Origin of the sequence: Stenotrophomonas sp. (assembly GCF_032103445.1) — a bacterium.
Taxonomy (GTDB): Bacteria; Pseudomonadota; Gammaproteobacteria; order Xanthomonadales; family Xanthomonadaceae; genus Stenotrophomonas.
In genome coordinates, this window is record NZ_DAMDFR010000047.1 from 1 (window position 1) to 25,182 (window position 25,182).

The following is a 25,182-nucleotide window of genomic DNA, read 5'->3' on the forward strand; positions in this document are numbered from 1 at the left end:
GATTGTGCCTGATCAGGGCCCAGTCCGAGACACAAGTGACACGCCATGCGTGTCACCGGAATGCCCGAACCGGGCAACAAAAAACCCGCTGCGCTAAGCAGCGGGTTCTCTGGTCAAACAATCACACCAGCAATCAGAACTTGTAGTTCACACCCAGCATGTAGGTGCGGCCCCACTCGATGTACTCCAGCGGGCGGTCCTTCGTGCCGGCGTAGGTGCGGTACGGCTCGTTGGTCAGGTTGCTGCCCTGCAGCAGCAGGGTCAGGCCCTTCATCGCGCTGCTGTCGCTGAAGGTGTAGCTGATCTGCGCGTCCGTCACGTTCTCGCCCACCACGTAACGCAGCGTGCGGTTGCCGTTGAAGTTGCCGATCTCACCAATGAAGTCCGAACGACGACGCTGGCTCACGCGCGCTTCAAACCCGTTGCGCTCGTAGTACGCCGTGAAGTTGTACACGCGCTCGGACAAGCCCGGCAGGCTGATCGGATCGGTACCCACCGACGACGCGCTTTCCGGATCCATGATCTTGATGTCGCTGTCGTTGAACGTCGCGCTCGCCTGCACACCGAACCCACGCAGCGTGTCGGTCAGCATATCCAGCGGGAACGAAGCAGTCAGCTCCAGGCCCTTCAGCGTGCCACCTTCGCCGTTCTGCGGGGCCGAGAACGTACCCGTGGTCAGCAGCGGAGCGGTCATGCCCGGCGGGATCACATAGCTGGCCAGCAGGTTGCTGAAGTCATAGTCGTCCACCGACTGGGTGTAGACGTAGCTCTTCAGGTCTTTGTAGAACACCGCCGCCGCCACATAGGCCTTCTCACCGAAGTACTTTTCGTACGACAGGTCGATCGCGTTCGCACGCCACGGATCCAGCAGCGGGTTGCCGCCACTGCCGCCCGGCTTGCCGGTGGCCGTATCCACGCCGAACTCCAGGCCCGCACGCATCTGGTCCACGCGCGGACGCGCGACCTGCTTGGCCACCGCGAAACGCAGGGTCTGCTGGTGCGGGAACATGAAGGCCAGGTTCAAGCTCGGCAGCCAGTCGGTGTAGGTCTTGCCTTCGTCGATCGGCAGCACTTCCTGGCCCACCGGACGCGAACGGTCGAAGTAGTTCGACTGCGAGCTCTGGTCGGTGCGGATCATCTGCACGCCGATGTTGCCGCGCAGGCCTACTTCACCGATGTCGGTGTTGATGTTGGCGCGCAGCCACGCGGTGGTGGTCTTTTCCTGCACCACCCACGACTTCGGAATCAGGTAATCCAGGTTGGTGACCGGGTTGAAGACCATGTAACGGTCCACCGCCGCCGGCACGTTCCACGCCGGGATGTAGCCGATGCCGGCGAAGCCCAGGTTCACCGGGGCGTACTGCAGGTCGCCGCCCACGTTGGCATCGCCCTGGTCACCCAGCAGGATGTTGCCTTCGGCCTGGGTCTTTTCCTTGCGACGGTCGGCGTAGTTCACGCCCACGTCGATGTCCTGGAACCAGGACGACAGCGCCTCCGGCATGTTGAACGTGCCCTGCAGGCGCGCACCCTTCAGGCGGTCTTCCACCTGCGGCACCTTGCCGTAACCCGAACCGTAGATCGTGTTGGTCAGGTACAGCGCTTCCGGATTGGAATAATCCAGGCCCGGGCGGATCTGCGAGAAGCCGTTCGGATTGACGGTCAGGCCAATCGTGTCCAGCTGCGGCATCGGGGTGAGCTGCAGGTTGTTTTCCAGGTTCAGCTCGTCGCGCGTCGCCTTGGAGTAGTTCACGTCCGCGGTGATCTTGAAGCTGTCGAAGGTCAGCTCGTTGTTCCAGCCGAACGCGTCGATCTTGTCCTTGCGCTTGTTGTACATGCCGCGCACCAGCGGGTACACGCCGCTGGCGGTGCCGCCGGTGAAGCTGTTGTTGCCGTTCACCTGCGGGTTGCTGATGAACAGGCCCGGATCGTAGCCGCCGTTGTAGTTGCTGAGGTTGACCTCGAACTGGTTGGCGGTGTCGATCTGCTCGGCTTCGGTGTGGAACGCGTCCAGCGTGCTCGTCCAGGTGTTGGACGGGCGGAACTGGATCGTGGCCATGTAGCCGTCACGCTTGTTGTTGCCGGTACGACGCAGTGCCTTGATGCCGTCCGAGAAGTACGTGCCCGCAGCCACGCCCGGGCGGTTGCCCTGGTTGGTCTGCTCGGTGGTCCACGGCTCGTACAGACCGACCTGGTTTTCCTGGATCGGCATGTCGCTGTGGGCGTAGCCCAGCGAGATGCCCCAGGTGTTGTCGGCGAACTGGTCGATGTAGCTGGCGCTGAAGCGGTTGCCGTAGGCATCCACGTTCGCCGCCTTGCCCAGCGAGTTCTTCTGGTAGCGGCCGCTGACCGCGATCACGCGCTCGGCGAACGAAAGCGGACGCACGGTCTGCATGTCGATGGTGCCGGACAGGCCCTGGCCGACCAGTGCGGCGTCCGGGGTCTTGTACACGGTCACGCCGTTCACCAGTTCCGACGGGTACTGGTCGAATTCAACGCTGCGGTTGTCGCCGGTGCTGACCACTTCACGCCCGTTGAGCAGGGTGGTGGCGAAGTCCGGGGACAGGCCGCGCACGCTGATCACCTGGGCACGACCGGCCACGCGCTGCGCGGCCAGGCCGGGCAGGCGGCCCAGCGATTCGGCAATGCTCACGTCCGGCAGCTTGCCGATGTCTTCAGCGGAAATGGCTTCCACCACCGAGGTCGCGTCCTGCTTGATCGCAATGGCGTTCTCGATGCCACGGCGGATGCCGGTGACCTGCACGGTATCCAGGTCAACTGCCTGGGTGCCGGTGGCGGTGGTTTCGGTGGTGGTGCTTTGAGCCAGCGCCAGTGACGGCGACAGGGCGACGGCCAGCGCGATACTCAGCGCGCTGCGCTTGCGGTTCAACATTTTCCCCTCCCAGGCAATGTTGCCAAACGGATTGTGAGCTGCCCGATGAATTGAGACAGGTGTCACGGCACGGTGGCCGTTGACTGCGCCGCTATGGTAGGCAGCGCGCCTTTGAAGCGAATCACCCTGCATACGTATTCAATGCGTATGCAGGGCATGAAACCGATTACAGGGGCGTGAACCGGATCGCCTGGCCACCACCCGGTGCCAGCACGATGTTCATTGCATCGGCGCTGGTGACTTCACGCACCTCGCGCTTGAACGCGAACGGGTTGCTGCGGAAATCGGCTCCGTCGCCGTCGCGGTAGATCTCGGCGCGGTAGCGCACGCCCGGCTCGAGGAAGCCCAGCGACACCGGCAACACGCGGCCGGATTCGTCGGTGATGCTGCCCAGGAACCAGTCGCGGCTGTTTCGGTCCTTGCGCACGATGGTCACGTAGTCGCCGACCTCGCCATCCAGCACCCGGGTGTCGTCCCAGTCCACCGCCACGTCCTCGATGAAACGGAACGCCTCGCGGTGCTGTTCATAATGTTCAGGAAGATCGGCTGCCATCTGGATCGGGCTGTACAGCACCACATACAAAGCCAGCTGGCGCGCCAGCGTGCTCGGAATGGCCTGGCCGTGGCGACCCTTCAGGCTGAGAATGCCCGGGGTGTAGTCCATCGGCCCGGACAGCATGCGGGTGAACACCAGGTTGACCTCGTGTTCCGGCGGGTTCGGCGGCTGGCCCCAGGCGTTGTACTCCATGCCGCGCGCGCCTTCACGGGTGATCCAGTTCGGATAGGTGCGGCGCAGCCCGGTGTCCTTGATCGGCTCATGCGGGTTGACCGCGATATGCCGCTTGGCCGCTTCCTGCACCACCTTCAGGTGATGGCGGGCCATGAACTGGCCGTCGTGCCACTCGCGCCACAGCGGCCCGCCGGTCGGATTGCGCCGGTCGACCTGGCCGTCGTCGCACACGTAGCCGCTCTTGAACGAGTCCACGCCGAGGCGCGCGTACAGATCCAGCGCGGCACCGAGCTGGTCTTCGTAATGCTCGATCGCACAGCCGGTTTCATGGTGGCCGATCAGGTGTACGCCCTTCTTCGCGCCATACGCCGACAGCGCTTCGATATCGAAGTCCGCGGTGGGGCGGGTGAAGTCGAAGTCGTAGCCGTTGCCGACCCACATGCCGTCCCAGCCAGGATTCCAGCCTTCCACCAGCACGCCACGGAAGCCGTGCTTGGCGGCAAAGTCGATCACCTTCTTCGTTTTCGCTGTCGTGGCGGCATGCTTCGGCCCGGTGGCCCAGCTTTCCTCGTCCAGGTGCATCGACCACCACACGCCCAGATACTTGGACGGCTTCACCCAGCTCACATCGCCCAGCACGTTGGGGTCGTTGAGGTTGAGGATCAGGCTCGATTCCACCAGCCCGCCGGCGGTGTCGCTGATCTGCAGGGTGCGCCACGGCGTGTTGAAGGGCAGGGCGCGGCGTACCTTCCAGCCTTCAGCAGACGGCGACAGCTGCGCGCGCAGGCGCTGGCCGTCGGTGCGGCGCAGCCACATGCCAGCGTAGTCCACCAGCGCGGCTTCGTGGATGGAGACGTGCAGGCCTTCGTTGCTGCGCAGGGTCATCGGCGTATGCGCCAGCGGCAGCTGGTCCAGCGGGGTGCGCTGGTACAGGTATTCGTAGTGGATCGGCTCGCCGGCCGGAATCCACCACGCGGTGGAGACCGGGGTGATGGCGAACTCGGTCAGCTCGTCATCAATGATCGCCTCGCGCAGGTTCGGCTGTTCCGGGAAGTGGTAGCGGAAGCCCAGGCCGTCGTCATAGACGCGGAACACCACATCCAGCCGCCGCTTGCTGCCAGTGGTCTCGCCCAGCTGCACGGTGAATTCGTTGTAGTGGTTGCGGGTGACGCGACGCTCGCCCCAGGGCTGCTCCCAGGTTTCATCGACGCTACGGCTGGTCTGGCCGAGCACGGCCAGGTCGCGGTCGAGGCGGCCGTCGCGCAGCTGGAAGCCGAGCTTTGAGTTGCCCACCACCTCCTGGCCGAAGCGCTCCACCCGGTAGCTGGGCATGCCACCATCCAGCTGCAGGGAGACTTTGAGCACCTTGTCCGGTGCGGTGGCGCTGGCCACGGTGACCGGTTCGGCGTGGGCCAGAGCGGCCAGAAGCAGTAGCGACGCGCCAGTGATGACGCGTGAGAACAGCACAAACTGTGGCATTTCCCCTCCCAGGGCCGCCTGAAATCCGCTTTGGACTATAGCCACGCTGGCCCGGCGCTCCGGGCGTAACGCCATGAATACGTATGCAAATGCGGATGCATGACCGCGTGCAGGTGCGACGACCAACGGTCGTCGCCTACCATGCAGGCAGGCACCCTGGGAGGGGGCCGCGACGGCCGCGCCACCTGCGGCTGACCCACAACGCGCGCAATTAGGGAGGGAGGCCGACGGGCGCAAGCCGGTCCGCCGCTTTCAATGCTGAAGAAGATCTGCCTGACCGCTGCCCTCGGGGCGGCGCTGATGTCCACCGCCGCGGCGGAAGACCTCACCTTCGATGGCCGCACCGCGCGTGCCGCCACCGCTGCCGATGGCAGCTTCACCCTGACCGCCGACGGCAAGCCGGTGGCCATCGCCGCCCAGCCGATGCGCAGCCAGACCGGCAGCGTGATGTTCGACGCCCTGTTCGCGCTGGCCCAGCAGGAGATGGACGCCGACCGCGTCGATGCGATCCGCGACCCGTCCTTCAACTTCGGCAAGCCGGTGCCGTGCGACTGCTTCCAGACCGGCGAGCGCTGGCCCTATGTGTGGACCCGCGACGTCAGCTTCGCCGCCGACCTGGCGCTGGCCCGTCTGGACCCGCAGCGCACCCGCCAGTCGCTGCAGTTCAAACTGTCCAAGGCCCGCGACGGCCGTACCCCCGGCCTGTTCGTGGCCCAGGACACCGGCTCCGGTGGCAGCTGGCCGATCAGCAGCGACCGGGTGGTGTGGTTCCTGGCCGCGCGCCACCTGCTCGACGACACCGTCTTTGCCGACCAGACCTGGCAGGCGCTGCAGGGCACGCTGGCGCAGGACCGCGCGATGGTCTTCGACGAGCGCATCGGCCTGTACAAGGGCGAGACCTCGTTCCTGGACTGGCGTGAGCAGACCTATCCGGACTGGACCCGCAAGGACGTGCGCTTCATTGGTGAAAGCTATTCGCTGTCCACCAACGTGCTGCATTACCAGGCACTGCGCCTGGCCGAGAAGCTGGCCCGCCAGCATGGCGACGCGCGCGCCGAGGACTACGCGAAGTGGGCCACGGCGCTGGCCGCGCAGATCGACGCGCGCTTCTGGCGCGAGGATGCCGGCCAGTACATGAGCTACATCGGCGAGGCCGCGCACCCGGTGGACTACGCCAAGTACGACCTGCTTGCGATCTCGCTGGGCGTGCTGGCCGACGTGTTCCCGCAGGAACGTGCGCGCCGCGCCATGGCCAACTACCCGGCCGTGGAGGGCGGCAGCCCGGTGGTATGGCCGCAGGAAGCGCAGCAGCCGATCTACCACAATCGTGCGGTGTGGCCGTTCGTCAGCGCCTATTCGCTGCGCGCGGCGCGGCATGTGGACGACGTGGCGCGCATCCAGCGCGAGATTGAATCGCTGATGCGCGGCAGCGCGTTGGCCGGTTCCAACATGGAAAACTTCGAGATGCGCCGCCTCGCCGTGCATGTCGACGAGGGCGCGCTCAGTGGCCCGGTGGTGAATTCGCCGCGCCAGCTGTGGTCGGTGGCCGGTTATCTGTCGATGGTGCTGGAAGGTGTGTTCGGCGTCGAAGCCGACGGCAAGGTCGCCCCCAAGCTGCCGGTGGCACTGGTGCCGCAGCTGTTCGGCAAGGCCAAGAGCATTGAACTGAACGACGGCCGCACCCGCTACGTGCTCAAGCGTCCGCGCAAGCTGGACGGCGCGCTGCTGGTGGCCGACAAGACCACCCGCAAGGGCAATGTGGTCACCGTGCAGCTCAAGGCCGTGCCCGGCCCGGCACCGGTCACCGCGCCGGCGCTGCTGGCCGATGCTCCGACCGACGGCTTCGCACCGGCCACGCCGGCGGCACCGAAGGCAGAAAAACGCGGCAAGGGCTGGAGCGTCACCGTTCCGGCTGGCCACGTGTTGTGGCTGGACGGCAAGGCCACCACCGCCAAGGGCGCGCTGACCGTGCGCGAAGACGGCCTGCAGCACTGCCTCAGCCTCACCCAGCGCGGCCCGCAGCTGGAATCGCTGCACAGCCCGATGACCTGCCTCGGCCCGCAGCAGCGCCTGGCCGGTGCCAGCAAGTGGAGCTGGAATGCCACCGCGCCCACCCGCGTGCGTGTACGCCTGCGCTATGACAACCCGAATGGCCCGATCAACACCGGCGTTACTGCCGCGGTGAAGCAGCTGGTGGTGAGCTGCGCCGGCAAGCCGGTGCAGCGTGCCACCGTGGTGATGCCGCACAGCGTCGGCCAGCAGGATTCCACCGCCGCCGAGTTCGACGTGCCCAAGGGCAATTGCCGCTTCAGCCTGGAACAGGGCTTCAACATGAGCGCGCTGGAACACTTCGCCCAGTACAACGGCGGCAAGGGCGGGCGTGAGGGCGTGCTCAACAGCGCCAAGGTCAGCGCGCTGCTGCTGTCGCCGGTGCCGGCGGTGGAGGCTGCGAAGTGACGCGGCCGTCCAAGCCGACGCTGTCGTTCTGGCAGATATGGAACATGTGCTTTGGCTTCATGGGCATCCAGTTCGGATTTGCCCTGCAAAACGCCAACGCCAGCCGCATCTTCGAAACCCTCGGCGCACCGATGGACGCCGTGCCCGGGCTGTGGATCGCCGCGCCACTGACCGGCCTGCTGGTGCAGCCGGTGATCGGCTATCTGTCCGACCGCACCTGGACCCGCTGGGGCCGCCGCCGTCCGTACTTCATGTTCGGCGCGGTGTTCACCACGCTGGCCCTGCTGGTGATGCCGAATTCGCCGACGCTGTGGATCGCGGCTGGCACGCTGTGGGTGCTGGATGCCAGCATCAACGTGTCGATGGAGCCGTTCCGCGCCTTTGTCGGTGACAAGCTGGCCCCGCGCCAGCGTCCCACCGGCTACGCGATGCAGAGCTTCTTCATCGGCGTCGGTGCGATTGTCGCCAGCTTCCTGCCGTTCATCCTCGCCCACTTCGGCGTGGCCAACACCGCCGCCCCCGGCGAGGTGCCGCCGACCGTGCGTTACGCGTTCTACTTCGGCGCGGCGGTGCTGCTGTCGGCGATTGCCTGGACCGTGTTCAGCACCCGCGAGTATTCGCCGGCCGAACTGGCCGCGTTTGATGACGCCGAGCCGCCGGTGGCGCAGCAGAGCGCGCCGCTGGCCGGGCCGCCGCCGCTGGCGCAGATTGGCGGCTGGATCGCGCTGGGCGTTGCCCTCGCCGCAGCCATTGCCTGGAAGCAGGGCGACAAGATGCTGTACGTGCTGGCCGGTCTATGCGCCGCGTATGGCGTGCTGCTGGGTGTGGCGCGGCTGGTGCCCGGCCCGCACATGCTGGCCACCATCGTCGACGACCTGCGCAGCATGCCCTCGACCATGCGCCGGCTGGCGTGGGTGCAGTTCTTCTCGTGGTTCGCCTTGTTCGCGATGTGGATCTACACCACCTCCGCCGTGGCCGGCACGCATTTCGGTTCCGCAGATCCCGCATCGGCCGCCTACAACGAAGGCGCGAACTGGGTCGGCGTGCTGTTTGGTGCCTACAACGGTTTCGCTGCGCTGGCCGCATTGCTGATTCCGCTGATGGTGCGCGCGCTGGGTCTGCGCTGGAGCCACCTGGTCAACCTGTGGCTGGGTGGGCTCGGCCTGATCTCGCTGATGTTCATCAAGGATCCCACCTGGCTGCTGCTGTCCATGGTGGGCGTCGGCTTTGCCTGGGCCTCGATCCTGTCGCTGCCGTATGCACTGCTGTCTGACAGCGTGCCGGCCGCGAAGATGGGCATCTACATGGGCCTGTTCAATTTCTTCATCGTCATTCCGCAGCTGGTTGCCGCCAGCGCGCTGGGCTTCGCGCTGCGCGCGTGGCTGGGCGGCAACCCCATGCACGTGCTGGTGCTGGGCGGAGTGAGTCTGTTCGTTGCCGGGCTGTGCGTGCTGCGCGTGCCGGCCCATCAGGAGGGTGCGTGATGCGTTCGTTTGCCAAATTGTCGCTGGGTGTTTCGATGGCCTTGATTGCCACTGCCGCGCAGGCCGCGCCGCGCCCGGACTATGTGGGCACGCTGGAGCCGTTCGCCAGCGATGCGGTGTACTTCGTGGTCACCGACCGCTTCGTCAATGGCGATCCGAGCAACGATCATCGCGACCAGGGCGGCAAGCACCGCACCTTCGACATTCCGGTGCCGTGCGCGGACAAGGTGGACGGCAACATCGGCTACCTCGGAGGTGACTTCAAGGGCGTGCTCAACAACGCCGACTACATCCGCAAGCTCGGCTTCGGCGCGGTGTGGATCACCCCCATCATCGACAACCCGGATGAAGCTTTCACCGGCAGCAAGCCGATCAGCTGCACCAGCACCCTGACCGATCGCGGCAAGACCGGCTACCACGGCTACTGGGGCGTCAATTTCTACAAGCTGGACGAGCATCTGCCCAGCAAGGATCTCGACTTCGCCGGCCTCACCCGCGGCCTGCACGATGCCCGGCTGAAAGTGGTGCTCGACATCGTCGGCAACCACGGCTCGCCGGCTTGGAGCATGCCGGTCAAGCAGCCGCAGTTCGGGCAGATCTTCGACAAGGACGGCAAGCTGATTGCCGACCACCAGAACCTGCCGCCGCAGCAGCTGGACCCGCAGCACAACCCGCTGCACGCGTTCTACAACAACATCGGTCCGGTGGACGCCGACAAGGGTTCCATCTTCGACGGCAACCTGGCCGAGCTGGGCGACTTCAACCAGAACAACCCGGCGGTGATGGATTACCTGGTCGGTGCCTACCTGCAGTGGACCGCGCAGGGCGTGGACGCGCTGCGCATCGACACCATCGGCTGGCTGCCGCACCCGTGGTGGAACGAGTTCGTGAAGCGCATCCGCGCCGAGCACCCGGGCATGTTCATGTTCGGCGAAGCCTTCGACTACAACGCCGCCACCATCGCGGAGCACACTTGGCCGAGCAACGCCAACGTGAGCGTGCTCGACTTCCCGCTACGTGGTGCGCTGTCCAGCGTGTTCGGCAAGGAGCAGAAGGGCTTTGAAACCCTGGCCGAGCCGCTGCACCTGCTCGGCGGCCCGTACGCCAACCCGTACGAGCTGATGAGCTTCTACGACAACCACGACATGGCCCGTCTGGACGCCAGTGACGCTGGCTTCATCGACGCGCACAACTGGCTGTTCACCGCGCGCGGCATTCCGGTGCTGTACTACGGTTCGGAAACCGGCTTCATGCGCAGCCGCGCCGAACACGCCGGCAACCGTGCCTACTTCGGCCAGCAGCGGGTGGATGCCGCACCGCAGAGCCCGATCTTCGGGCCGCTGCAGCGCATCTCCCTGCTGCGCCAGAAGACCCCGGCGCTGCAGCGCGGCCTGCAGGTCACCGAGCGGCTGCAGGGCGATCAGGCCGTGTTCTACCGCGTGCTGCAGCACGGCGACACCGCGCAGACCGCGCTGGTGCTGCTGAACAAGGGTGACACCGCCAGTACCTTCGAAGTGTCCCGCTACCTGCAGCCCGGGAACTGGCGCGACGCGCTGGGCAGCGGCAGCGTGAAGGTGACCAGCAGCCTGAAGGCGGAAGTGCCCGCCCACGACGTGAAAGTCTTCCTGCTGGACGCCCCGGTGAAGCAGAAGGCCCTGCAGGCCGAGCTGGACAAGGCCATGGCCGACCAGAAGGCGCGGACCGAGCGTTTGCAGGCGCGGTAATCCAACTCCGCGTGGGCCGGCTAACGGCCGGCGCTACCGGGTGTTCGCGCGGATTGTGGGATCGGTAGCGCCGGCCGTTGGCCGGCCCAAACGGTCTCGACCCGGGCGATACCGGGTCCGCCCACGGTTGGCCGGCCTCTCACCCGACCGCCGTTACAATGGCCATTCCCGCATACGCCAGGACTGGCCCCATGACCGATCTGCCCCCGCAGAACCCGCTTGAAACCCTGCTCAAATCCGCCATGGACGGGCAGACCTCGATCGGTGGATTCATGAAGGCGTTCGTGGCGTCAGAGGTCATCGTACCTAACGGCAGCCTGGTGACCCCGGACGGCAGTGGTTTTGATCCGATCGTGTTTGATGACAAAGGCACGCGGTACGTGGCTGTCTTCACGGATATGGCGCGTCTGGGCAATCACACGCAACTTGCTCCCTATCTTGCCCAGCTGAAACTCATTCATGTGCTCGGCTACCTGCACGACCGTCATCCCGGCCACGGGGTTGTGGTGAACCCGGGAGCATCGTTGGGTATGGAGCTGAAGCCTGATGGTATTGGCACCATCCTTGCGGATTTCGCTGACCCCTTCCGTCCGTAGGGTTTAGATACCCTACGACAGGCACCGTGACCAACGCCACGCGCCCAGCCGTTTCCTGCCGCCCCAAACTGCACGCCTCCACGGAAAGAAGAGGGCAGGGCATGCAGGTACGCAACGCTTGGCTGGCCATGGCGATGGTCGTCGCACTTCCGGCAGTCGCCGCCACCCCGGTCGACCTGACCACCCTCGACCGCGAGATGACCGGCCCGCGCACCCAGGTGCTGGTACTGGGCAGCGTCCATCTCAGCGAGATCAAGGGCGGCATCCAGCCCGGCGCGCTGGAACCGCTGCTCGCCCGCCTGGCCGCCTACAAGCCTGACATCATCACCATCGAGAACATCGACGGCGAGCAGTGTGATCTGGCCGCCCGCCACCCCACCGTGTATGGCGACGACTACTGCGCGGACACCGACGACGCCCGCACCGCCACCGGCCTGCAGGTGCCTGCTGCGTTGGAACGGGTGAACGCGGCCCTGGCCGACTGGCCCGCCAAGCCCACCCCCGCGCAACGCCGACAGCTGACCGCCTGGTTCCTCGCCGCCAACGACCGCCCCTCAGCGTACGTGCAATGGCTGCAGCTGCCCTCCAGCGAGCGCCAGCCCGGCGACGGCCTCACTCCCGCGCTGGTCACGATGCTGGAAGGCATCGCCACCCGCCAGAGCGAGAGCTACCAGATTGCATCGCAGCTGGCCGCCCGCCTGGGCCATGCCCGCGTTTATCCCGTGGACGACCACACCGGCGACAACCTCACGCTGCCCGACCGCAAGGCGTTTGCACGCGAGATGGAGGCGGCGTGGAAATCCGGCAGCGCCGAGCTGGACAGGCACATCGCCGAGGAAGACGAGATGGCCAAAGGCAAGGACCTGTTGCCGCTGTACCGCTACCTCAATGACCCGGAACGCCTGAATACCCTGGCCGAGGTCAATGTGTCTGCCGCATTGAAGGCGCATTCGCCCCTGCAGTCACCGCAGAAGTGGGTGAACGGCTGGGAGATCCGCAACCTGCGCATGGTGGCCAACGTGGCCCAGACCTTCCGCGAGCGCCCGGGCGTGCGCGTGCTGTCTGTGGTCGGAGCCTCGCACAAGCCCTGGTTCGACCAGTGGCTGGGGCGGCTGGCCGGCGTGGATATCGTGGATGTGGAGCCGGTGCTGCGTTAAGGTGATGGGCTGTGGCGGTGCCACAAGGACATCAGGGGGATGGCGAGTGCGTAACGCTGGATCAATCTTTGGGCCGCAACCTTGAGCCGGCCGGATCCCGGCCCATGGCATACGCGTATGCGGGGCATCATCGGCATCATCTTGGGCGGCTTTCTGTCCTACGTGCCGCTGCTAAAGCTCAATCACTATCTTCACAATGGCGCGATCGTCTTCAATCATCAGCGCGGCGGCGCGTCGCACGGCACCGAGGCCGCATTCTGGAACCTGGCATGGCTGGGGATTGGCCTGTGGCTGATTGCCGCCAGCCTGGTTCTACTGATCAAGGGCAAAGCAGAGTAATCGGTTGGTAGGTACCGACCGTTGGTCGGTACGGTGCGTCACCGCCCCGCCAACGACGACTCCCGCACCACCAGCTTCACCGGAATCGTCTGGCTCTCCACCTTCTCACCCTGGATCAACGCCAGCAGCTTCTCCACCAGCAACTGCCCGGCCTGCTTCGTATCCTGCTGCACGGTAGAAAGCGTTGGCGACACCGACGCCGCCAGCGGAATGTCATCAAACCCCACCAGCGCCACATCCTGCGGCACCCGCAGCCCGGCCTCGCGCAATGCCCGCATCGCGCCAATCGCAATCAGGTCACTGGCACCAAACAGCGCATCAAACTTCTCCCCACTGGCCAACAACGCCAAACAAGCCTCATACCCCGACTGCTCGGTGGTAATCGCATCCCGCTGCAGCGCAGGCACAGCAGCCACACCACGCGCCGTCATTGCCGCCACATACCCGCGATGGCGCTCCTCGAACTCCGGGTAATGGCTGGACGCATGGCCAATAAAGGCAATCCGCCGGCAGCCCTGGTCCAGCAGGTGCGCGGTGATGTCATGCCCGCCCTGGAAGTTGTCGCAGCCGATCGACACCCCCGGCTGGTCCGGCAGGGCCGCGCCCCAGCGCACGAAGTGGGTGCCTTGCTCCACCAGCCGCTGCAGGCGCTCGCGGGACTCGTGGTAATCGCCATACCCCAGCAGAATGATGCCGTCGGCCTTGTTGCTGTCCTCGTAGTCCGCCTGCCAGTCGGTGGAGAGCTGCTGGAACGACACCAGCAGGTCGTTGCCGCGCAGCGCGCAGGCCCGGGTAATCGAGCCCAGCATGGCGTGGAAGAACGGATTGATCAGCGAATCGTCGTTGGTGGGGTCTTCAAAGAACAGCAGCGCCAGCGTGCCCGCATTGCGCAGGCGCAGGCTGGAGGCGTTCTTGTCCACCTTGTAGTTCAGCTCGCGGGCAATGCGCAGAATGCGCTCCCGGGTCTCCGGGTTCACCATTGGGCTGCCGCGCAGCGCCCGTGACACGGTCGGCTGCGACACCCCGGCCAGATGGGCGATATCCAGTGAAGTGGCTTTGCCGCGGATGGTCATGGCGGGCAGGGCAGGAATGACGGAGTAAATGATGCCATGAGGCGGGGAGGGGCGTCTGAATTCATTACGGGGCGGCTCGTGCGCCTGCGGGATGCGCGTGCCACGCATGGCGTGGCACCTACGGTAATCATCAGAACCGTAGAGCCACGCCCTGCGTGGCTGCTCTCCGTTCCGGCGTCATGAACCCCTGACCCAAGGCTTCGGTCCTTTCTAAACGCCGGTCGCATTGCCGGGGGCTGGCATCAACACGTCTCCGGACGCTTGCGCCGCGCTGCGCGCGGGTACACACGCAGGGCGTGGTACCTGCGGGAATTTCTACGTGCACAGGACGACCACGCCGTTCGCCGGGCGTGGGCCCGGCGGGCCCCATCACGCGTTCCGCGCCATTCACGACGCATGCGCCTAGCCGGTTGCGAAGAAAGTCCGCACGCCACATCGTCAATAAACCGTCGCGAAACGTACGCATTCGGCACGGAAGACGGAAAAAATATGGCATCCGCGTCATCTCATCGCACGCATCCGTTGCACTCGACCTATCCTTGCTCGCGGGCCGTTTCCAATCGCTCGCTGTATTGCGCATGGTGAAGCCGTGGAGTCTGAAACCTCCGTTAGCAAGTACCGGAAATTGTTTGTCATGTGTCGGGAGGGTGGCGGAATGCAACACCCTCGCGGAAATACGTCACACCGTGCTTTCGGTACTTCTAACGGGTTTCAGCCTCCCGACCCCTCGCCATCCTGGCGAGGGGTGACTTCATGAGGAGCAATTCCGTGTCCGAAGAAAAGCGGCCCAAGCGCCCCCTGCATGTCCAGAGACCCAAGAACATCCGCGTCGAAGCACTCACCCCGCGCGATGGCGATGAACCAGATGGCATCCGTATCCCCTGCATCAAGCTCCGCGGCATGTGGTTGCATGTCGCCGGCTTCCGCATCGGTGACGTGCTGATCCCGCACCCGATCCCCGGTGGCATCGGCCTCACCGTGCGCCCGGCACCGGAAGTGGTCACCCGCCAGACAGTGAAACGTTCCCTCTGACGCACACGTCTGCGCCTCGCCGAGTGCACGCGGCGAGGATGCAGATCGATTTGCAACAAATCGGATGTTTCTTACAGAAAAGATGGTTCAAAAGTGATTACTGCGGCGCTGTGCCGCAATGATCATGGAATTGAATCCGGAATCCCATCTCTCTACTACAGGTGTACGATGAACCAAATCATTGAACGGGGGCTCCCCGCCATGAAGCCGATCAATCCTGCTGGGCGAAATGCCAAATCCGGGGCCTCCCCGTCTCTGAAGAAGACCAGGGGTGTGCGAACGCATTCGAACACGCCAGAGGTCAAGATCGGGATATCCGACCTGACCGTGATGACGGCGGACAAGTTCGAGCAACACGGCTGGTCGGCTGTCCTCGATAAGGTGGGCAAGTTGCCAGCGGTCGTCATTCAGGGGGATCAGCGAAACGAAGCCGTCATCCTCTCGGTCGCCATGTATGAACTTCTCCTTCAGCACATTGGCGATATCGCGCCGCAAGAAGTTGCGAATGCGATTGCCTTGGCGAGGGTGCAGAAGGAGTGTGATGAGCGCCTTGCTGTGCTGAATGAAGGGGAGTCACTTGCCGAAGTGATAAAGAACGCCCCGCACCAGGGGAAAGTCAAGCTCGGCCCGGCGTTCTGAACGATGCCGACAATAACCGTATTGGCCGGAGTGAACGGAGCGGGAAAGAGTTCACTGCTAGGCGGCATTCTCCATGAGCGTGCGAAAGACTGGTTCAATCCTGACGCGTACGCATTGCGGCTCGTGCAAATTGGACACGATCAGGACGCGGCCAACTCAAGTGCATGGGCCATGGGGAAGGCCCGTCTCATGCATGCCATTGAAAAGGCGAGGGATCACGCCTTTGAGACGACACTCGGCGGATCAACTCTCACTTCGCTGCTACGGAAGGCTATGGCCACTCATGACGTGGCGGTGTGGTTCTGTGGACTGGAGAGCGCCGAGTTGCATATCGAGCGGGTGGCGCAGCGAGTGGCTGCGGGTGGGCACGATGTCCCTTCCGATCTGATTCGCTTCAGATATGACCGATCCAGGGAGAACCTGATCTCTTTGATGGACGGATTGGCAGCGCTTCGTGTCTACGATAACTCCGACTGCACAGAGGACGGTGCCCGTAGTTTGAAGTTGGTGCTCAACTTGTACGAGGGCAACATTGCATTCCCTGCGTCGTCCGAAGACTTGCGCGGCACCCCGGCGTGGGCGATGCCCATCGTCCAGCATGCGTTGCAGCTTTATCCCCCGGCGTGGTTGAGATTATCGGTGCTGAGCGCTTTACGGAGCTTGACAATCCGCAGGCGCAGGAATCCAATACTCCCATCGCCACAGACCGGAACCCGCAAGGGGGGGGCGACACCGGTAGAGCAATCTACCCCTAGCCCCAAGAGCAGGATAGGTGCTTCGCACCGAAAGGTCAGACCGAGGACTTTGATTCAAACAGAACGCCTCCGAAAGGAGGCGTTCTGCTTTCCGGGGCTGGCCACGCAGGGCGTGGCTCTACCGTTCTTTCAGCATGTTGCAGAAGAGTGCGCCCTGTTCGATGGCGTCATCGAGGGCGACGTGGGTGTGCGGCAGTTTGTCGAACCAGCGCTTGGGCATGTTGCGCTTGGTGGCCGCCCGGTAGTCGGACTTCATCAGCGCCATTGCGAAGGTCTTGATGTCCAACGCGGAGTGCGAGAACGGGCTTTCTCCGACAAAGCGCATCAGGTACCAGTACACGAACAGGAAGTCGTATCCGGCCGGGTAGCCGACGAAGACTGGTTTGCCGGGTAGCGTCCTGATCCATGCCACGTACCGCTGCATGGCAGCTTCGGGCGCTTCGCAGTCGGTACGGCACGCGGCCCACGCTTTTGGCTGGGTAGCCCACCACTTCATGGTGTCTGGATGGCCATTGGCATCGGGCAGCGTTTCCAGATTCGCGGAGAACGTGCCAATCAATGTCTTGTCGGCGCGATACGCGGCCGACGCGAAGCTGAGCATCGAGTGGGGGCCGGGAATGGGGCCGTCGGCTTCAACGTCGGTACTGAGGTAGATCTCTTCCTGAGCCATGCAGGTTCCTCAGTTGTTCACCGGTGCCAGAAACTCAGGGGGCACCCGCTCAACCAGCCACACCCCGTTGTCCGCCTGGAAGAACACCACGCCTTGCTGATGCAGGCGCGCTGCGTCTACCTGCAGAATCACAGGTGTGCCATAGCGCTTGCCCACTTCGGTCGCGGTAGCCACGTTTTCAGACAGATGCACATGATGCCGCTGCCCGGGACGCAGGCCTTCCGCCAGAATCGACTCCAGAAACCGCGTGGCGGTGCCGTGATACAGCACGTCCGGCGGAGTTTTGGCGACATGCTGGATGTCCACCGCAGCGGTGGTGTGGCCCTGCGCGGCACGAATGCGCCGCCCGCCCGCTGAAAGCGTGAACCGTTTTTTCTCGCTGGTGTCGACTACGCGCTGGATGAGTTGGCGGTCCAAGGCCGTCCCGGCCTTGCCTGCCGCGCTGATCAAGGTATCGATATCCACCCAGCCTTCGCTGTCCAGCTCCAGTCCGATGGACTGTGGTTCATGGCGAAGGATGTAGCTGAGGTACTTGCTGGTCTCTGTCAGTTGTTTGGTCATGCCGCGCATTCTAGCCAGCGGCGCTTGCATATCGCGGTAACAATGCAACTGTATAACATTGGGGGAATGTGTCCGTTTCCGTACCTGCCCAACCCATGACCCTGATGAAGCTTGTGTTCTCCCCGCGTGCTCCGCTGAAGTGCGTGTCCCTTCTGCTGCTCACTACCGCGCTGGCCGCCTGCCAGTCTGTGCCTTCGGCTCGCCCGATAGCAGGAGCCTCGGCACCGAAAAACATCATCGTCATGATCAACGACGGAGCGGGGTGGGGCACCTGGGATGCCGCCGCCTACTGGCAATACGGCAGCCGCGAAGGCACGCCCTATGCTGATTTCCCGCAGCGCTTTGGGGTGAGCACCTTCCCGCTCAACAGCAGCGGCCAGCCCACCGGCGAGAACACCCAGTCGATCAGCTACGACCTCGCGCGGGCGTGGGACACCACCGAAGTGCCGGCCCCGGACCTGCCGTTCGTGGGCTACCAGTACCTGGCGTCTGTGGCCACGGATAGCGCGGCCGCGGGTACTGCGCTGTCCTCGGGGGTGAAGACCTACAACAACGCGATCAATTTCAACAACAACGGCCAGCCGGTGGACTACAGCGCGCTGTGGGCCAAGCAGCGCGGTATGGCGACCGGTGTGGTCACCACGGTGCCGTTCTCGCACGCCACGCCAGCGGCGTTCGCCGCGCAGAACGAATCGCGCAACAACTACCACGCACTGGCCCACCAGATGTTGTCGCAGGGCCACATGGACCTAATCATGGGCGCGGGTGGCCCGGGCTTTGATGTCAGCGGCAAGCCGTGCCCGGCCACGCCCAAGCCGGACAGCCTGGATGGCTGCGACACCCAGTGGCAGTACGTTTCGCAGGAGGACTGGCAGCACCTGCAAGCCGGCACCGTCGTCGGCGGCAACCCGGTCGGCCCGTGGCGCTTGATCCGCAGCCGCCAGGACTTCGCACGCCTGGCACAGGGCCAGTTGCCGGCCGACCGCCCGTTGATCGGCGTCGCCGAAGTGGCCAATACCCTGCAGCAGGCGCGGCAGGAGAAGGTGGTGGGCACCGATGCCAGCCAGCCCTCCGGCACCAAGGCCATCGACTCGGTGCCGGACCTGGCCACCATGACCACCGGCGCGCTGGAGTTCCTGAAGCGCCGCTCGGACCAGGGCCTGTTGCTGATGGTGGAGGGCGGGGCGACCGACTGGGCCGCGCATACCAGTTCCTGCGGAACTGAATGGCATTACGGCGAATGCGGCGACCAGCCCCAATATGGCCGTCTGATCGAGGAAACCGTGGACTTCAACAAGGCGGTTGAAGCGGTGGTGACCTGGGTGGAGGCCAATGGCGGCTGGGAGCGCAACCTGCTGATCGTCACCACCGACCACGACAACAGCCTGCCGATGGGCACCGACGCCCAGCGCATCGCGTTCGCCCCGGTGGTGAACCACGGCAAGGGCAAGATGCCCGGCCTGAGCTTCCGGCCGACCGGCAACCACTCCAACGCGCTGGTGCCGCTGTGGGCCAAGGGCGTCGGGTCTGAGCGCCTGGCTGCCCGGGTCAAGGGCACCGACCCGGGTTACCGGGACCACGTGGGCCTGAACGACGGCCGCTACATCGACAACACCGACGTCGCCGAGGTGGTGAAGGCCGCCATTGAGGCCCCCTGACGGTGGGTGCACCGCCGGCTGGATGTCCGTCGGGGCTTCGCACCCGGGCCGGCCTCGTGACGATGTCCCGAACCCTCGATCGGGCGTCGCACCCGTAGAGCCGGGCTTGCCCGGCTGCCTTCTGCGGGATGATGGCGCTGCCGGGCAAGCCCGGCACTACGGGGCCGCCTCATTCCGACCCCACACCAAGGCCATCCCTGACAGAGCCCCCAGGGAAGGGGGTGATAGAATGCCCCGTTCGGAAATCCCATCCAGATCTATCGAGCGGCGGCCGAGATCACGCCTCCCCCCGGAGTGTGTACTCTCTCAGGCCTGCCCTCGAACAACGGAAGAGCAACTCTATGGCGCGCGGCATCAATAAAGTCATCCTGGTCGGCAACCTCGGCAACGACCCGGACGTGAAGTACACCCAGGGCGGCATGGCCATCACCCGTATCAGCCTGGCCACCACCAGCGTCCGCAAGGACAAGGATGGCAACCAGCAGGAACGCACCGAATGGCACCGCGTGGTGTTCTTCGGCAAGCTCGGCGAAATCGCTGGCGAATACCTGCGCAAGGGCAGCTCGGTCTACGTCGAAGGCAGCCTGCGCTACGACAAGTACACCGGCCAGGACGGCGTGGAGAAGTACTCCACCGACATCATTGCCGACGAAATGCAGATGCTGGGCGGCCGCGGTGAAGGCGGCGGCGGTGGTGGCGGTGGCGGCAGCTACGGCGGCGACCGTCCGCAGCGCCAGCAGGCTCCGCGCCAGGAGTACGGCGGCGGTGGCGGCAACCAGCGCGGCGGCGGCGGTGGTGGCTACGGACAGCAGCAGCGCCCGCAGCAGCAGCCGCAGCAGTCGGCTCCGCCGATGGATGATTTTGCGGACGACGATATTCCGTTCTAGGACACCTATCCTCACGCTTTGTAGCTAATGGATACAGGAAGCCCCTTCTACTAAGGGGCTTTTCTATTTTTTGCTCACTACTTTTGTAAAATAAAATGGTATAGTCATTCATATGTAGTAAATGTAGAAAAAGACCTTATGTCCTCGCTTGCGATGCGCGTGATGAATCAAGGTGAGCGCGTGCCACTTCTGCTGGACGATCAGGGGCTTCCTGTGTTCTACCCGACGCTCTTTGCGACGGCGCAGTTGCGCAACGCCGGAGCGGCCGTCAATACGATTCGAAACGCTCTCACGCACATCCAGGTGCTCCTTCGATGGGAGATGCAGGAAGGACGCAACCTCGTTGACGAGTTCACGGGTGGGACGTTCCTTTCGTTGCCAGACATCGTGTCGCTGCGCGATTTCGCGAAGCTGGACATGCGATATGTGGGCGCTAGAGAAGACACCGAAGTGCGCTCGGGCAACGTGGTGGCCTTTTCTGATGCACGGGTAGGCCCGACGGTGGCGCGTCCCTCGGTGACCCAGCGAGTGGCCTACAACCGCATGACGACGATCGCGGACTACCTGGAGTTCCTCGGCGGCGTCATCATCCAGCATCGCAACTCTGCGGAGTTTGCGCACGATTTGGCTGAGATGGGCAAGCGCATTCGAAAGCACCGCCCACGAGGGTCCAAGCACGGACTCATTCAGACGCCGGTCGAGAAGTCGCCTGATCCAGGGGTGGTCAAGCGGCTGCGGGAAGTCATCGCCATCGGGAGCGACGAGAACCCGTTCAGCGATCCGACGATCCAGCTGCGGAATGCGATCATCATCGAGTTGTATCGAGTCACCGGCATGCGAACGGGCGAACTGCTCAGCCTTTGGGTGGAGCAGTTTCATCTTGGGCACGAGCCAAGCGTCAGCGTTCGACGCAATCACGATGACGTGCACGATCCTCGCGCTTATCAGCCGACCAGCAAAACGAAAGAGCGCATTCTGCCGATCTCGGACGAGCTCGCAAAGCTGGTCCAGCACTACATCCTTGAAGTGCGTGCACGCATTCCTGGAGCGCGACGACATCCCTACGTTTTCGTATCGCACAAGGCCGGGAAGACCTTTGGGAGGCCGCTGTCGAAGAATGGCCTGTACCGAGTCATCGAGCGAGTCAGCGCGGTCTCGCCAGAACTGGCGGGCATACATCCTCATGCACTGCGCCATCACATGAATTACGCGCTGTCGCTAGCGATTGATCAACACAATGCAGCGTCGCGTTCCAATGACGCCGAGCAGATCATTAGGGAGGGTCGCGAGCAGGACATTCGTGCACACCTCAATGGACATCGCAACAAGGAGTCGGGCAAGGTCTATAACGAGCGTCATATCCGTGAACAGGCCGACAAGGCCATGCGACTGCTTGGCAGCGCACTTGCTCGCAATAACGATAAGAAGGTGGGTGATGAAGGCAAGCGCTAAGGCGAATGCAGCCGTACCAGAGACTGCTTCGCCGCGTATGGCTATATCGAAGGATGGCTATTCATTCGATCCGAAGGACATGCAGTGGAAGCTCAATAAGGATGTTCAAATCTCGCTTGGTGTCATAGATGACCTTGAGCCGGATTGTAGGCAGGGTGCCCGCCTCACCCTTCAGCGCTACGCAGAGGAGCAATCCGCCTCACATACCTACAACATGGCTGAGCGCATGAAGCGGTTCATTCGTGAAACGGGGTCTGCTGAAGTGTCTCCGGCTTCGCTCATGAACTGGAGAGCCTCACTCGGATTGGATGGGGAGTGGAATCTGGGGGGGCTCAAGGGGTTCTTGCTGGCATGGCATGACTATGGGTTCGCTGGGATCTCCAAGGATGTGGTTGAACTACTTGAAGGTTGGCGTATCACCGGCAATGAAAAAGGCGCAGCTGTGGCAAACGGCTGCCCAGAAACGGGACCTTTCACGGATATTGAGCTGCAGTCCCTATTGGATTGGGCGAATCTCGCGGTGGTCCAGAAAACGATTGATTTCGAGGATTACGCCTATCTGTTGATGCTGGCAATGACTGCTCGGCGACCCATCCAGATCGCTGCGCTCAGAGGCAAGGATCTGGCTTTGCCGAAGGCAGGCGATAGCTTCTATACGCTAAATGTTCCACGCTCCAAGCAGCGAGGTGGCTCCTTCCGCGGTGAGTTTCGTTCACTTCCAATCCCGAACGATCTTGGCGTTGTGTTGCAGCAACAGCACAGGGGCTCAGTCAAACTTGTCGAGAGTCGAGTGGGATATACGTTGCACGCATCGCTGCGGGATGAAATTCCGATCTTCATCAATGCATCCAAGGCGTACACACTTCGACGCAACACCGATGGTTTCGCGCTTAAAGAGTTGCTTCTTGGAGGTACGCCTGATCTTTTGCACGCGACGACGACATCATTTAGTCAGGCGCTACAGCGCGTCGCACAAGCGTGCACAGCGCGCTCGGAGCGGACTGGCGAATATCTCCGCCTCACAGCCACGAGATTCCGCTACACACGAGGTACGAAACTTCGGAGGGAAGGATTCGGGGCATACGTGATCGCAGAGTTGTTGGACCAATCCGACATCCAGCAGGTCAAGGTCTATACCGAGAATACGGCCCAAGAGGCGGTGTTCATCGACCGGATAGTGGGCCCCGCCCTTGCGCCATTTGCACAAGCTTGTCTAGGAACGCTGGTTCGCAGCGAACGTGACGCGATACGCGGCGACGACCCTACCAGTCGTGTGTCGAATGATCGGCAGAACGCCGTGGGGACATGCGGAAACTTTGGCTTCTGCGCCAGTGGATATCGCGCTTGCTATACATGCGTGCACTTCCAGCCCTGGCTCGACGCTCCACATTCGGAAGTGCTCGAGGATCTTTACGCTGAGAAACTCAGGGTGAAGGAGGCTGGATGTGCGGAGGTGGTGGTCAACGCCAATGATCTCCTGATACTTGCTGTGGAAGACTGCGTCTCGAAGTGCGCTGCCATGCGTCAACAACTGGCTGGCGCATCGTGCCTCGCTGAGGTGGCCGATGGCTGATGTCGTCCTCTTTGTACCGCGTGACGCACGATTTGCCAGCGAAAATTTGGCTGAGTTCATACGGCTTGCACGTGAAGATCTAACCGCATTCGGTGGGCGAGACGGTTGGGAAGAGCACAAGTGGAGGCTTGGAAAGACATCAGTTGTATTTGCCACGAAGACGAAGGAATTAACGAGCCATCGTTTCACCCCGATGGCAGAGCCGTTCATCCAATTCGCCAAGGCATACGTTCGTTATACGTACAGTCACAAGCCCGTTAAGAACATTGACTATCCGCTTCGAGCATTGCGTTGCATTGAAGCGGCTCTTCTTGAGTCCCGCGGAGGTGCCGACGTCAGCGGCCTGAACGGGGCTGTGATGGATGTGGCGGCTGCCAAGTGTCGGGAGTTCTACAAGAGCGACGACGAGAGATGCCAGACGGGGCGTCAGATGGCTCGCATTGTCGAATTCCTTCGGGAGAAAAAGATTGTCCCTTCCTTGCAGCAGTGGAAGTCGCCGTTCCCGAAGCCGAAGATACTGACCGAAGACATCGGAGGCGCGGGGAAAGCACACCGTGCAGCGAAGCTGCCGTCCAACGAGGCAATGTTCGCTTTGGCTGAAATGTTTGCAGCCGCCGATGATGTCGAGACTCAATATTTTTCCTCTATCGCCACGCTTTTGATGGTTGCACCGTCGCGAATTTCTGAGGTGCTCGCGCTTCCAGTTGACTGCATTCAGTGGGATACCGACGAATATGGAGCGCCGCAAATGTGCCTGCGATGGCGGGCAGCGAAGGGCAAGGGAGCCACGAAGAAGTGGGTGCCTTCGGTGATGCAGGATGTTGTCATCGAAGCCGTGCGTCGGCTGACCCAAATCGGCGCTCCCGCTCGTGCGGCTGCCCGCTTCGCTCATGATCACCCTGGAAGATTTATGGATCATCCGGGCTGTGTGGTGACGGTGGGCGATGCCGCCGATCGTCTGCTGATGCCGAATGAAGTGGCAGCTGCTCTAGGGCTTCGGGTTCACAGAAAAACGTACCGTACTGACGGCACGCCCACTTGGTCGCAGGTGGTTGGGGACAAGCGGTTGAAAAAGCTCCTTGATCGGGGTGACATCTCCTACAAGGATCTGGCCGCCTACGTTTTTGAAGGGTGCGCCGGGCCGGATTGGCCATTCATTGATGACAGCAGGACAGTGAAGATCTGGGATGCCCTCTGCCTGCACCGCGTGAACGAGTTCCATCGCGAACATGAAGTCAAGCGGTTCTCATGGGCAATCGCCACATCAACGATGGTGAATGATCGCCTGGGCGGGAGTTCGGATCTCTCGCTCTTCGAGAAGAAGGGCTATCGGAACTCAGATGGAAGTCCAATCAAGCTCACGACTCATCAGCCCCGTCATTGGCTCAATACCCTGAGTCAGCGGGGCGGTATGGACGAGATGACGTTGGCTCAGTGGTCGGGCCGCGCCCGTGTTGCCGACAACGCGCACTACGATCATCGTTCGCCAGAGGAGCGCATGAGAGAGGTGCGAGACATCCTCAAGGTGGAACATAAGTCGCTACTTGAACGATTCCAGAGCCGTCAACCGGTCACTTATCAAGAGCTTGGGGTAGATCGCCTGGGGACCGCCAAAGCTACGCTCTACGGGATGTGCGTTCACGATTACGCGATGAGTCCCTGCCAAAAACAGCGTGAATGCATGACTTGCAAGGAGCATGTATGCATCAAGGGGGATCACGTGACATTGGATCGAATCCTGCTTCTGGAGGCGCAAACCAAAGCGCTTCTTGATCGGGCCCTCGAGGCTCGCGAAGCTGGGGACTTCGGCGCAGACCGATGGGTGGACAACCATAAATGGAAGTTGGCACATGTGCAGGCGATGCGCATGACGTTGGAGCATGATGGCGTGCCCGATGGCACTGTCTTGCGCATTCCAGATGGTCACGATCCTTCGCCAGTGCGGCGAGCGCTGATTGAACTAGGCGTAGTCCTGCCCGATGCTCTGGCTCTGCATCCTCGCGTAATTCCCTTGGCACTCGCATAA

The 25,182-nt window shown here is 63.1% G+C and carries 18 protein-coding genes and 1 pseudogene; 14 read left to right on the forward strand and 5 right to left on the reverse strand.

Going from position 1 to position 25,182, the window contains the following annotated elements; genetic code table 11:
- Positions 1-133: 133 nt before the first annotated feature.
- Both RT551_RS15270 and RT551_RS15275 read right to left on the reverse strand, forming a co-directional pair.
- The gene (locus RT551_RS15270) at positions 134-2,890 is read right to left on the reverse strand and encodes a TonB-dependent receptor (RefSeq protein ID WP_313460267.1); all 2,757 of its coding nucleotides are present in this window, start codon (positions 2,888-2,890) and stop codon (positions 134-136) included.
- Between the two features lie 166 nt (positions 2,891-3,056).
- Positions 3,057-5,099: a glycoside hydrolase family 97 protein gene (locus RT551_RS15275; RefSeq protein ID WP_313460269.1), complete on the reverse strand. Its 2,043-nt coding sequence runs from the start codon at positions 5,097-5,099 to the stop codon at positions 3,057-3,059.
- A gap of 255 nt (positions 5,100-5,354) precedes the next feature.
- Here RT551_RS15275 and RT551_RS15280 point away from each other — a divergent pair, with 255 nt between their 5' ends.
- From RT551_RS15280 to RT551_RS15305, 6 genes are all read left to right on the forward strand, one after another.
- Positions 5,355-7,556, forward strand: coding sequence for a Six-hairpin glycosidase-like protein (locus tag RT551_RS15280; protein WP_313460271.1), 2,202 nt, complete (start codon positions 5,355-5,357; stop codon positions 7,554-7,556).
- Between the two features lie 44 nt (positions 7,557-7,600).
- On the forward strand, positions 7,601-9,040 hold the full coding sequence (locus tag RT551_RS15285) for an MFS transporter (protein ID WP_313460293.1): 1,440 nt from the start codon (positions 7,601-7,603) through the stop codon (positions 9,038-9,040).
- Positions 9,040-10,764, forward strand: a complete 1,725-nt coding sequence (locus tag RT551_RS15290) for an alpha-amylase family glycosyl hydrolase (protein WP_313460272.1) — start codon at positions 9,040-9,042, stop codon at positions 10,762-10,764. Before RT551_RS15285 ends, RT551_RS15290 begins: the two co-directional genes overlap by 1 nt.
- A 191-nt stretch (positions 10,765-10,955) precedes the next feature.
- Positions 10,956-11,360, forward strand: coding sequence for an SseB family protein (locus RT551_RS15295; protein WP_313460273.1), 405 nt, complete (start codon positions 10,956-10,958; stop codon positions 11,358-11,360).
- Between the two features lie 101 nt (positions 11,361-11,461).
- Positions 11,462-12,517, forward strand: a complete 1,056-nt coding sequence (locus RT551_RS15300) for a DUF5694 domain-containing protein (protein ID WP_313460275.1) — start codon at positions 11,462-11,464, stop codon at positions 12,515-12,517.
- A 117-nt stretch (positions 12,518-12,634) separates the two neighbouring features.
- Positions 12,635-12,856 carry a hypothetical protein gene (locus RT551_RS15305; RefSeq protein WP_313460276.1) on the forward strand — a complete coding sequence of 74 codons (222 nt, stop codon included), beginning with the start codon at positions 12,635-12,637 and terminating at the stop codon, positions 12,854-12,856.
- 38 nt (positions 12,857-12,894) lie between these two features.
- On the opposite strand, the gene RT551_RS15310 is transcribed toward RT551_RS15305, so the two are convergent.
- The gene (locus RT551_RS15310) at positions 12,895-13,929 is read right to left on the reverse strand and encodes a LacI family DNA-binding transcriptional regulator (RefSeq protein ID WP_185750024.1); all 1,035 of its coding nucleotides are present in this window, start codon (positions 13,927-13,929) and stop codon (positions 12,895-12,897) included.
- A 768-nt stretch (positions 13,930-14,697) separates the two neighbouring features.
- Here RT551_RS15310 and RT551_RS15315 point away from each other — a divergent pair.
- From RT551_RS15315 to RT551_RS15325, 3 genes and pseudogenes are all read left to right on the forward strand, one after another.
- Positions 14,698-14,961, forward strand: a complete 264-nt coding sequence (locus tag RT551_RS15315) for a hypothetical protein (RefSeq protein WP_313460278.1) — start codon at positions 14,698-14,700, stop codon at positions 14,959-14,961.
- Positions 14,962-15,129: 168 nt separating this feature from the next.
- Positions 15,130-15,600 (forward strand): hypothetical protein, encoded by a 471-nt coding sequence (locus tag RT551_RS15320; protein WP_313460280.1) that lies wholly within the window; start codon positions 15,130-15,132, stop codon positions 15,598-15,600.
- Positions 15,601-15,603: 3 nt separating this feature from the next.
- Positions 15,604-16,212 (forward strand): annotated as a pseudogene (locus RT551_RS15325) (hypothetical protein); the annotation flags it as partial.
- Positions 16,213-16,473: 261 nt separating this feature from the next.
- Here the strand turns inward: RT551_RS15325 and RT551_RS15330 are convergent.
- Together RT551_RS15330 and RT551_RS15335 are read right to left on the reverse strand one after the other, a co-directional pair.
- Positions 16,474-17,025 (reverse strand): hypothetical protein, encoded by a 552-nt coding sequence (locus RT551_RS15330; protein WP_311190481.1) that lies wholly within the window; start codon positions 17,023-17,025, stop codon positions 16,474-16,476.
- 9 nt (positions 17,026-17,034) lie between these two features.
- On the reverse strand, positions 17,035-17,586 hold the full coding sequence (locus tag RT551_RS15335; RefSeq protein WP_313460281.1) for an RNA 2'-phosphotransferase: 552 nt from the start codon (positions 17,584-17,586) through the stop codon (positions 17,035-17,037).
- 95 nt (positions 17,587-17,681) lie between these two features.
- Here RT551_RS15335 and RT551_RS15340 point away from each other — a divergent pair, with 95 nt between their 5' ends.
- The 5 genes from RT551_RS15340 to RT551_RS15360 all read left to right on the forward strand — a co-directional run bounded on the left by RT551_RS15340 (position 17,682) and on the right by RT551_RS15360 (position 25,182).
- Positions 17,682-19,244, forward strand: a complete 1,563-nt coding sequence (locus RT551_RS15340; protein ID WP_313460283.1) for an alkaline phosphatase — start codon at positions 17,682-17,684, stop codon at positions 19,242-19,244.
- A 341-nt stretch (positions 19,245-19,585) separates the two neighbouring features.
- Positions 19,586-20,131 (forward strand): single-stranded DNA-binding protein, encoded by a 546-nt coding sequence (locus RT551_RS15345; RefSeq protein WP_313460285.1) that lies wholly within the window; start codon positions 19,586-19,588, stop codon positions 20,129-20,131.
- 138 nt (positions 20,132-20,269) lie between these two features.
- Positions 20,270-21,583 carry a site-specific integrase gene (locus RT551_RS15350; RefSeq protein ID WP_149500782.1) on the forward strand — a complete coding sequence of 438 codons (1,314 nt, stop codon included), beginning with the start codon at positions 20,270-20,272 and terminating at the stop codon, positions 21,581-21,583.
- Positions 21,567-23,156 carry a site-specific integrase gene (locus tag RT551_RS15355; protein ID WP_232092444.1) on the forward strand — a complete coding sequence of 530 codons (1,590 nt, stop codon included), beginning with the start codon at positions 21,567-21,569 and terminating at the stop codon, positions 23,154-23,156. Before RT551_RS15350 ends, RT551_RS15355 begins: the two co-directional genes overlap by 17 nt.
- The gene (locus RT551_RS15360) at positions 23,149-25,182 is read left to right on the forward strand and encodes a hypothetical protein (RefSeq protein ID WP_232092445.1); all 2,034 of its coding nucleotides are present in this window, start codon (positions 23,149-23,151) and stop codon (positions 25,180-25,182) included. The genes RT551_RS15355 and RT551_RS15360 overlap by 8 nt, the downstream gene beginning before the upstream one ends.

Excerpts from the sequence above, each read along its gene's own strand:
- RT551_RS15280 (WP_313460271.1), top strand. The coding sequence starts at position 5,355 with ATGCTGAAGAAGATCTGCCTGACCGCTGCCCTCGGGGCGGCGCTGATG.
- RT551_RS15270 (WP_313460267.1), bottom strand. The coding sequence starts at position 2,890 with ATGTTGAACCGCAAGCGCAGCGCGCTGAGTATCGCGCTGGCCGTCGCC.
- RT551_RS15345 (WP_313460285.1), top strand. The coding sequence starts at position 19,586 with ATGGCGCGCGGCATCAATAAAGTCATCCTGGTCGGCAACCTCGGCAAC.
- RT551_RS15290 (WP_313460272.1), top strand. The coding sequence starts at position 9,040 with ATGCGTTCGTTTGCCAAATTGTCGCTGGGTGTTTCGATGGCCTTGATT.
- RT551_RS15305 (WP_313460276.1), top strand. The coding sequence starts at position 12,635 with ATGCGGGGCATCATCGGCATCATCTTGGGCGGCTTTCTGTCCTACGTG.
- RT551_RS15360 (WP_232092445.1), top strand. The coding sequence starts at position 23,149 with ATGGCTGATGTCGTCCTCTTTGTACCGCGTGACGCACGATTTGCCAGC.
- RT551_RS15320 (WP_313460280.1), top strand. The coding sequence starts at position 15,130 with ATGAACCAAATCATTGAACGGGGGCTCCCCGCCATGAAGCCGATCAAT.
- RT551_RS15355 (WP_232092444.1), top strand. The coding sequence starts at position 21,567 with ATGAAGGCAAGCGCTAAGGCGAATGCAGCCGTACCAGAGACTGCTTCG.
- RT551_RS15300 (WP_313460275.1), top strand. The coding sequence starts at position 11,462 with ATGCAGGTACGCAACGCTTGGCTGGCCATGGCGATGGTCGTCGCACTT.
- RT551_RS15285 (WP_313460293.1), top strand. The coding sequence starts at position 7,601 with ATGTGCTTTGGCTTCATGGGCATCCAGTTCGGATTTGCCCTGCAAAAC.
- RT551_RS15350 (WP_149500782.1), top strand. The coding sequence starts at position 20,270 with ATGTCCTCGCTTGCGATGCGCGTGATGAATCAAGGTGAGCGCGTGCCA.
- RT551_RS15295 (WP_313460273.1), top strand. The coding sequence starts at position 10,956 with ATGACCGATCTGCCCCCGCAGAACCCGCTTGAAACCCTGCTCAAATCC.
- RT551_RS15340 (WP_313460283.1), top strand. The coding sequence starts at position 17,682 with ATGACCCTGATGAAGCTTGTGTTCTCCCCGCGTGCTCCGCTGAAGTGC.
- RT551_RS15275 (WP_313460269.1), bottom strand. The coding sequence starts at position 5,099 with ATGCCACAGTTTGTGCTGTTCTCACGCGTCATCACTGGCGCGTCGCTA.
- RT551_RS15310 (WP_185750024.1), bottom strand. The coding sequence starts at position 13,929 with ATGACCATCCGCGGCAAAGCCACTTCACTGGATATCGCCCATCTGGCC.
- RT551_RS15335 (WP_313460281.1), bottom strand. The coding sequence starts at position 17,586 with ATGACCAAACAACTGACAGAGACCAGCAAGTACCTCAGCTACATCCTT.
- RT551_RS15330 (WP_311190481.1), bottom strand. The coding sequence starts at position 17,025 with ATGGCTCAGGAAGAGATCTACCTCAGTACCGACGTTGAAGCCGACGGC.